This window comes from Acinetobacter sp. YH12052, assembly GCF_013419835.1.
In the GTDB taxonomy this organism is placed as follows: domain Bacteria; phylum Pseudomonadota; class Gammaproteobacteria; order Pseudomonadales; family Moraxellaceae; genus Acinetobacter; species Acinetobacter amyesii.
Genome location: NZ_VOZI01000018.1, coordinates 60165 through 66522, shown reverse-complemented (window position 1 = coordinate 66522; position 6358 = coordinate 60165). Strand labels below are relative to the sequence as shown.

Genomic DNA, 6358 nt, shown 5'->3' with positions numbered 1-6358 from the left:
ATAGCAAGAGTGAACCACCTGATCCCTTCCCGAACTCAGAAGTGAAACCTCTTAGCGCTGATGGTAGTGTGGGGTTACCCATGTGAGAGTAAGTCATCGCCAGCTCATTATTCGAAACACCCCCTGATATCTCAGGGGGTGTTTTTTTATGCGTGGAAAAAGATAAAAGGGGGCGAAAATAAAGCGTTGGAAATCCAACGCTATAAATCGACCTAAAACGATAAAATTATTTTAACTGACGTCGTGCATGCTTTAATGCAGTTCTTAACCCTTCTTCTAAAGTTGGATGATAGAAAGGCTTATCCAAAATTTCATGTATGCTTAGTTCTTCTGAAATCATCCAAGCTAGCAAATGTGCTAAATGTTCAGCTTCTGCACAGAATAGCTCAGCTCCTAATAGTGTATGGTTAATTGTATCCACATATACTTCGGCAGCCCCTTTATTTTTAGCAGCAACAATCGCACGACCTTGTTTTTCATAAGAAACGTAACCAATGACGAATTCTGTGTTTTTATCTTGTAGATGCTTATAGCTTTGCCCAATGGTTGCCATTTGTGGTGTAGAAAATAAGATGCCTAGAGGTATTAGCGTCTTGATGGATTTAGTTTGTGGAAAATTTAAACAGTTTTGTACAGCAAACTTGCCTTCATGAGCTGCTTCGTGTTGGATAGGGGTATTGGTATGTGCATCACCGACGATAAAAATTGGATAATCGGCTAGCTGCTTTGTATCCGGATTGATCGGTAAATTTTTTAAATCTTTAAATTCTGAACTTATACGTTCTAAACCTAAGGTATTTAATAATGTACGTCTGCCAGTTGCAGCTAAAACATAGTCAACTTGTAGCGACTTTTGTACGTTTTCTTCAGTATAGGTTAAATGAACTAAATCGCCTTCAACAGAGTAATGTTCAGGTAAAATTTCAAACTTTAGCTTTAACTCTTTACTTAACTCTTCCTGTGCGAGCTTTTGTAATATGGGGCTAGTCAGTGAGCCAATTTTTCGACTACGTGCAAAAACAGTGGTGTTTACATTAAGCCGTGTTAAAGCCTGAGCCAATTCTAAAGCGATCACGCCACTTCCAATAACTGCGACAGATTTTGGTAGTTGTTCTAACTCAAATATTTGATCGGACGTAATTAATTTATCGCCTAAAATTTGTTTTTGTTCTGTATCTATAGCAGGAGTTGTACCTACTGCAAGGATAAATGATTTGGCTTTAAATGTTTGGTTATTTACTTGAATGGTATTGGAATCAATAAATTCTGCTTTTCCAGAAATTTTATGTTGGCTTGGCCAACTTTCAACATCTTTTAACGTGGCTCTTGTAAAACGATCACGTAAAGTTTGAACATGGTGCATGACTCTAGAGGTGTCAATTTCACTTTTGACATCTAGTCCTAAATTTTCGGCGTGTTGTATATCGTATATCCGGTTTGCAGTAGAAATAAGTATTTTACTTGGCATACAACCGACGCGTGCACAGGTAGTATCCCAAGGCCCATCATTAATGATAAGAAGATTTTGTGTTTTTTTAATTGCTTCTTTATAGGCTGAAATGCCTGCTGTTCCTGCACCGATAATGATGATGTCGTACATTTGGATATGCTTCATTTCATGAGTTTAGATCTAATATATAAAAAAACCCTCAGTATAGAGGGTTTAATTGCATTTTTTTACACTTAAAATTTAATACCAGAAGGTAATGTTAAACTTGTACTTACAGTTCCTGCATTATTAGTAGATGAACCTTTGAATGTTATTCCATTAATAGCATGTTCAAAACTAAGACTACCACTTGTAACTTGTTTAAATTTCAAAATGTTCGTCCCTGTTAATTTAATGCTTCCAGTAAATGTCTGGCTATTTAAACTAGAGGCTTCATTCTCAACTCGAGTCCCATCGATTGTTGTGATGCTAGGTAAAATTAGTTCTTGTTCACCTGAAGCTTTCACACGATAACTTGCTGAACTTGTGGTACCTGGTGTTGAGTTTAATACGAATGAAATTGGTTCTGCAAAAGGAATATTTGGGTTATCGTTAATTAATACATTAAATCCTGATCCAGATTGAATATTGTATAAATCTCCATCGAGAGAAGAGAGATCTTTGTAAATACTGATAGCACCTGTTGTTACTTCACGTTCAATATCATCACCAGTTTCTGGATCCGTAACTATTGCTGTTGTTGTAATTTTATAGTCGCTTGTATTGCCATTTATTAAAACAAACCTTTTTTGTTGAGTTTGTTGTATTCCCCAAGACTGTTGAAATGGATAAGCAAATGCACCAGTAATTGTTACATCATGGAAATTTTTATCTCCATTTTCATTTTCAAATACGTAAATGCGAGTATTGGATTCATATTCTTCTAAGTTTGGTGTCACTTCATCATGTTGTAATTTGATGTTTTTTAGATCATTAGCTGTAATATCGAAATCCCAGTTGTCATAACCCGGTAAGATATTTTTAATATCTTCGCCAATAAAAACATAACATGCTCTATAGTCAGTTTTACTTAAATAGAAACATTTATCTCTGTAGTGATAAGTATTTTTATATGAGTTTAAGTTTATTTTTCTAATATCTAAACTTAATTGTAATGGGCCTTGTGCAAATGTATCCATTGAATGATCAATATAGCCTTTTGCTGTTGATGCATCGTTAGGATCATAATTACCGAATAAATATTGCCCTTAACGTTTTAAAATATCTAACTGTGCTTTTGCTGTTTCAGTTGGAGTTGTTGTACCGCCATTGTTATTGTTTTGATTAGAAGAATCTGTTCCTTCGTTATTAAAATATCCATCACTACCGCCACCACCACAAGCTGTAAGTATCGTTGCTAAAGTAAGTACAAGTGTCCCTTGAACGAATTTCATGAATTACCCCAAAATAGTTATTTATGTATAGAAAAAGTTATATTGCGTAAAGATACCACACATAAAAAATGGCGCAAATAGCGCCATCTTTATATTCGTCATTTTATAGTGCAGTCCCGACACTTACACCAACAGTTGGACGTACATTCATAGAATTACACCCTGTTAGCAACAACGTTGTAAATAAAACGGTGAACATAAATTTAGTCTTTGAGCAAACCTTGAGCCTGAGCTTGATTGAAAAGAGATGTCGAACGAGAGCCGCTACGACAAATCATCAAAATGGGTTTAGGGAGCTCATTATAATATTTGGCAAATTCTTTCACGTCTGTTTGAGAAATTTTACCGCTTTGCACAGGTTGATACACAACACTCACATGAGACTTTTCCGCAATGCCTCGTAACTGTAAAACAGTCACTTCATTGCCCGCCTCATTATCTGGTCGATTAACAATTACAGATTTAAATTTAAGTTGTTTGAGTAAACTTGAAAACTTATCTGTGGTCATTTGTCCAGAGACACTTAAATTTGCATTTAAGAGCTGACTGTTATTATCTGCATAAGTAGGTGCTGAAAAGACGCAAGTCGCGATCAATAAAGCTTTTTGAATGAAAGCCTTAGTCATCCAAAAGATCCATCTGTTTTGCTAGTTGATACAGGTTGTTTGAACGGTTACCTGTACGACAGAACATGAGTACTGGCTTTGGCAATTCATTAAAATGATTAGCAAAGTTACGGACATCTAGCTCAGAAATTTGACCGGCAACAACCGGTTGATGAACATAGTCTAAACCAGCGCTACGTGCTGCTTCTTCAATTTGAGCACTGGTTGGTTGCTCAGGACCACCTTCCATGTCAGGGCGGTTATTGATAATCGATTTAAAGCCCTTTTCAACCACTTGCGCTACATGTTCTGGGCCTATTTGACCTGCAAAACCAACATTTTCGCTCATTGAGTCACTCCATAATTTAATTCATAGATTTATGCTTTATGATAGCATTAAGCACAAACTTGAGCAGATTGTTCTTAAATTTTTATAAGCGATTACAACCATAAAATAACGCAATGGAGCGCGTATGCACGCCTATACAGTCGAACCACTGTATGTCAAAAGCGGACAAGATGTTATAGCTGCTGACTTTTATCGTCCAAAATCTGTTGAAAAACCTGCAGTCATTCTTATGGCACATGGTTTGGCGGCATTACGCCAGTTTAAATTAGTGCAATATGCAAAGCGCTTTGTACAAGCGGGTTATGCTGTCGTATTGTTTGATTATCGCTATTGGGGTGGCAGTACAGGGCGTCCGAGAGAGTTGGTGAACCTTAAAGCTCAACTTGAAGATTGGCGGACCATGATTGATCATTTACAGCAGCGTAAATCGATTGATTCGAGACGCATTGTATTATGGGGAACATCGCTGAGTGGTGGCTATGTACTTAGTTTGGCGGCAGAGCTTAAAAATATTAAAGCGCTGATGGTACAAGTTCCATTTGTCGACGGCGCTGAAAGTGCAAAATTGTATCCCTTACAGCAATTACCCAAAGCATTAAAATTATCGAGTCAGGACTATATGGGTTCTAAAGTTGGGATGAGCCCAACGACTTTGCCTGTAGTCGATCCACATCGATTATGTTTTTTACAGTCTGAAGACAGTTATGCGGGCTATTTATCGATTGTAAATCCTGATTTTTATTGGAGTGGAGAAATTCCGGCTCGGGCCTTTTTTAAGCTAATCCGTTATCGCCCAATATTGGATGTACGTAAAATTAGCATACCAGTACTTTTTATTGCGGCCAAAGAAGATAGTTTGATTCCCATCGAATCAAGCCGAGAAACCGCGACCAATATTGCACCGTATGTGCAATATTATGAGTGGGAAATGCAACATTTTGATATTTATCATGGGCAATGGTTTGAAAAAGCCATGGCAACCCAATTAGAATTTTTACATCAACATGTTGGAGTCAGCTAAATGATCGTTGTGTGTCCTGAATGTGGTGCAAAAAACCGTGTACCTGAAGAAAAACTCGAAGTTGGACCTGCATGTGGTCAATGTCACCAAGCATTGATTCCATTGGCGCCCATCGAGTTGAATGAAACGAACTTTGCAAATTTTATTAGCAATAGTGATTTACCTGTGCTGATCGATTTATGGGCTGAGTGGTGTGGACCATGTAAGATGATGGCGCCACACTTTGCACAAGTTGCAAAATCAAATCCGAAGGTGGTTTTTGCCAAAATTGATACCGAAGCAAACCCTCGATTGAGCGGTGCATTTAATGTTCGTAGTATTCCTACACTGGTTTTGATGAATAAAACCAACGAAATTGCTAGAATAAGTGGTGCAATGCGTGCTGGTGAGTTACAACAATGGCTCAACCAGCAGTTAAATCTACCTCAATAAATGTCAGCGCCAGGAGCTAAAGTGTCAGAAACTCATGTAAAACCTGAAGGAACGCTTTCCCTACAAACCATCGCGATGCCTGCAGACACCAACTGGAGTGGTGATGTTTTCGGTGGTTGGATCGTGTCACAAATGGACTTGGCCGGTGCAATTCACGCAGAGCGTTTCAGTCAAGGACGCTGTGCAACGATTTCAATTAACCAAATGACCTTCCTCGTTCCAGTGAAAGTCGGGGATGTCATCAGTGTATATACCAAAATTTTAAAAGTGGGTAATACCTCTATCCAAATGCAGATTGAAGTTTGGGATAGTCATGACAGCTCACGAGATCCTATTCGCGTAACCGAAGGTGTGTTTACATTTGTCGCTGTGGATGTGAAAGGTGCTAAGCGTCAAATTCCTGCGGATGCAAAAGCTAAATTTGCTGCAGATCAAGCTTAATTAAAGTTAGACGTAATAAAAAAGCCGCTCAATCGAGTGGCTTTTTTATGAATAGTGACTGAGAAATTAGAACATCGTGTTTGAATTGGCACTGGTTTCAGGAATGCTCTGTTGCACATCCCAATGTTCGACGATCTTACCATTTTCAACACAGAAGATATCAATAATGGCTTCTCCTCGGTCTTGATTATTTTGCGTAGAGTGCACATGTAAATAGACCAAATCACCTTCGGCAGCAGCACGTTTGATCTGGTTTTTTGCTTCAGGATTTTGTTTAAAATACTGGGTGAAATAATCGACAAAAGGCGCTTTGCCATCAGGTACATGCGGATTATGTTGAATATATTGATTGCCAATATATCGGTCAGCATATGTCTTAACCTGATGTTTAAGAAAGACACCTTCATAAAAATCAATCACGATTTTCTTATTTTCCGCCGCTTGGCTGGTTTGAATATTGCTTTCAGCCGTTTGATTTGGAGTTGTTGGCGTTGCAGGAATAGTACTTTGACATGCAGTTAAAAACACCGCCATACTGATGAATGAAAGGGGAATGATTTTTTTCATAAAGTGCTCAATATATTTGTGTCGTGCAAGCATATTGAGCGGAATTAGGGCGTATAAATA

7 protein-coding genes, 1 rRNA gene and 1 pseudogene are annotated in these 6358 nt (G+C 38.0%); 4 read left to right on the top strand and 5 right to left on the bottom strand.

The features are described from left to right. A 5S ribosomal RNA gene (rrf, locus tag FTU06_RS13620) occupies window positions 1-105 on the top strand; the annotation flags it as partial. 121 nt (window positions 106-226) lie between these two features. Here rrf and FTU06_RS13615 read toward each other — a convergent pair. The 4 genes and pseudogenes from FTU06_RS13615 to FTU06_RS13600 form a co-directional block, all read right to left on the bottom strand. Then, window positions 227-1600 carry a dihydrolipoyl dehydrogenase gene (locus tag FTU06_RS13615; RefSeq protein ID WP_180147173.1) on the bottom strand — a complete coding sequence of 458 codons (1374 nt, stop codon included), beginning with the start codon at window positions 1598-1600 and terminating at the stop codon, window positions 227-229. An 83-nt stretch (window positions 1601-1683) separates the two neighbouring features. After that, window positions 1684-2883, bottom strand: a pseudogene (locus FTU06_RS13610) (hypothetical protein). A gap of 203 nt (window positions 2884-3086) precedes the next feature. Continuing rightward, on the bottom strand, window positions 3087-3509 hold the full coding sequence (locus tag FTU06_RS13605; protein WP_180089777.1) for a beta-lactamase hydrolase domain-containing protein: 423 nt from the start codon (window positions 3507-3509) through the stop codon (window positions 3087-3089). Next, window positions 3502-3837, bottom strand: coding sequence for a TIGR01244 family sulfur transferase (locus tag FTU06_RS13600; RefSeq protein WP_078191321.1), 336 nt, complete (start codon window positions 3835-3837; stop codon window positions 3502-3504). Before FTU06_RS13600 ends, FTU06_RS13605 begins: the two co-directional genes overlap by 8 nt. Before the next feature lie 124 nt (window positions 3838-3961). Here FTU06_RS13600 and FTU06_RS13595 point away from each other — a divergent pair, with 124 nt between their 5' ends. From FTU06_RS13595 to FTU06_RS13585, 3 genes are read left to right on the top strand one after another with little or no spacing between them, the layout of a single operon-like run. Continuing rightward, window positions 3962-4858 carry an alpha/beta hydrolase gene (locus tag FTU06_RS13595; protein ID WP_180147171.1) on the top strand — a complete coding sequence of 299 codons (897 nt, stop codon included), beginning with the start codon at window positions 3962-3964 and terminating at the stop codon, window positions 4856-4858. Further along, entirely contained in the window at window positions 4859-5290 is a 432-nt protein-coding gene (trxC, locus tag FTU06_RS13590; protein ID WP_180147168.1) for a thioredoxin TrxC, read from the top strand. Window positions 5291-5311: 21 nt separating this feature from the next. Continuing rightward, a complete protein-coding gene (locus FTU06_RS13585) occupies window positions 5312-5731 on the top strand; it encodes an acyl-CoA thioesterase (protein ID WP_078191328.1) in 420 nt (139 codons plus the stop codon). Window positions 5732-5797: 66 nt separating this feature from the next. Here FTU06_RS13585 and FTU06_RS13580 read toward each other — a convergent pair whose 3' ends face one another. Continuing rightward, window positions 5798-6298, bottom strand: a complete 501-nt coding sequence (locus FTU06_RS13580; RefSeq protein WP_180147166.1) for an ester cyclase — start codon at window positions 6296-6298, stop codon at window positions 5798-5800. Window positions 6299-6358 lie beyond the last annotated feature (60 nt).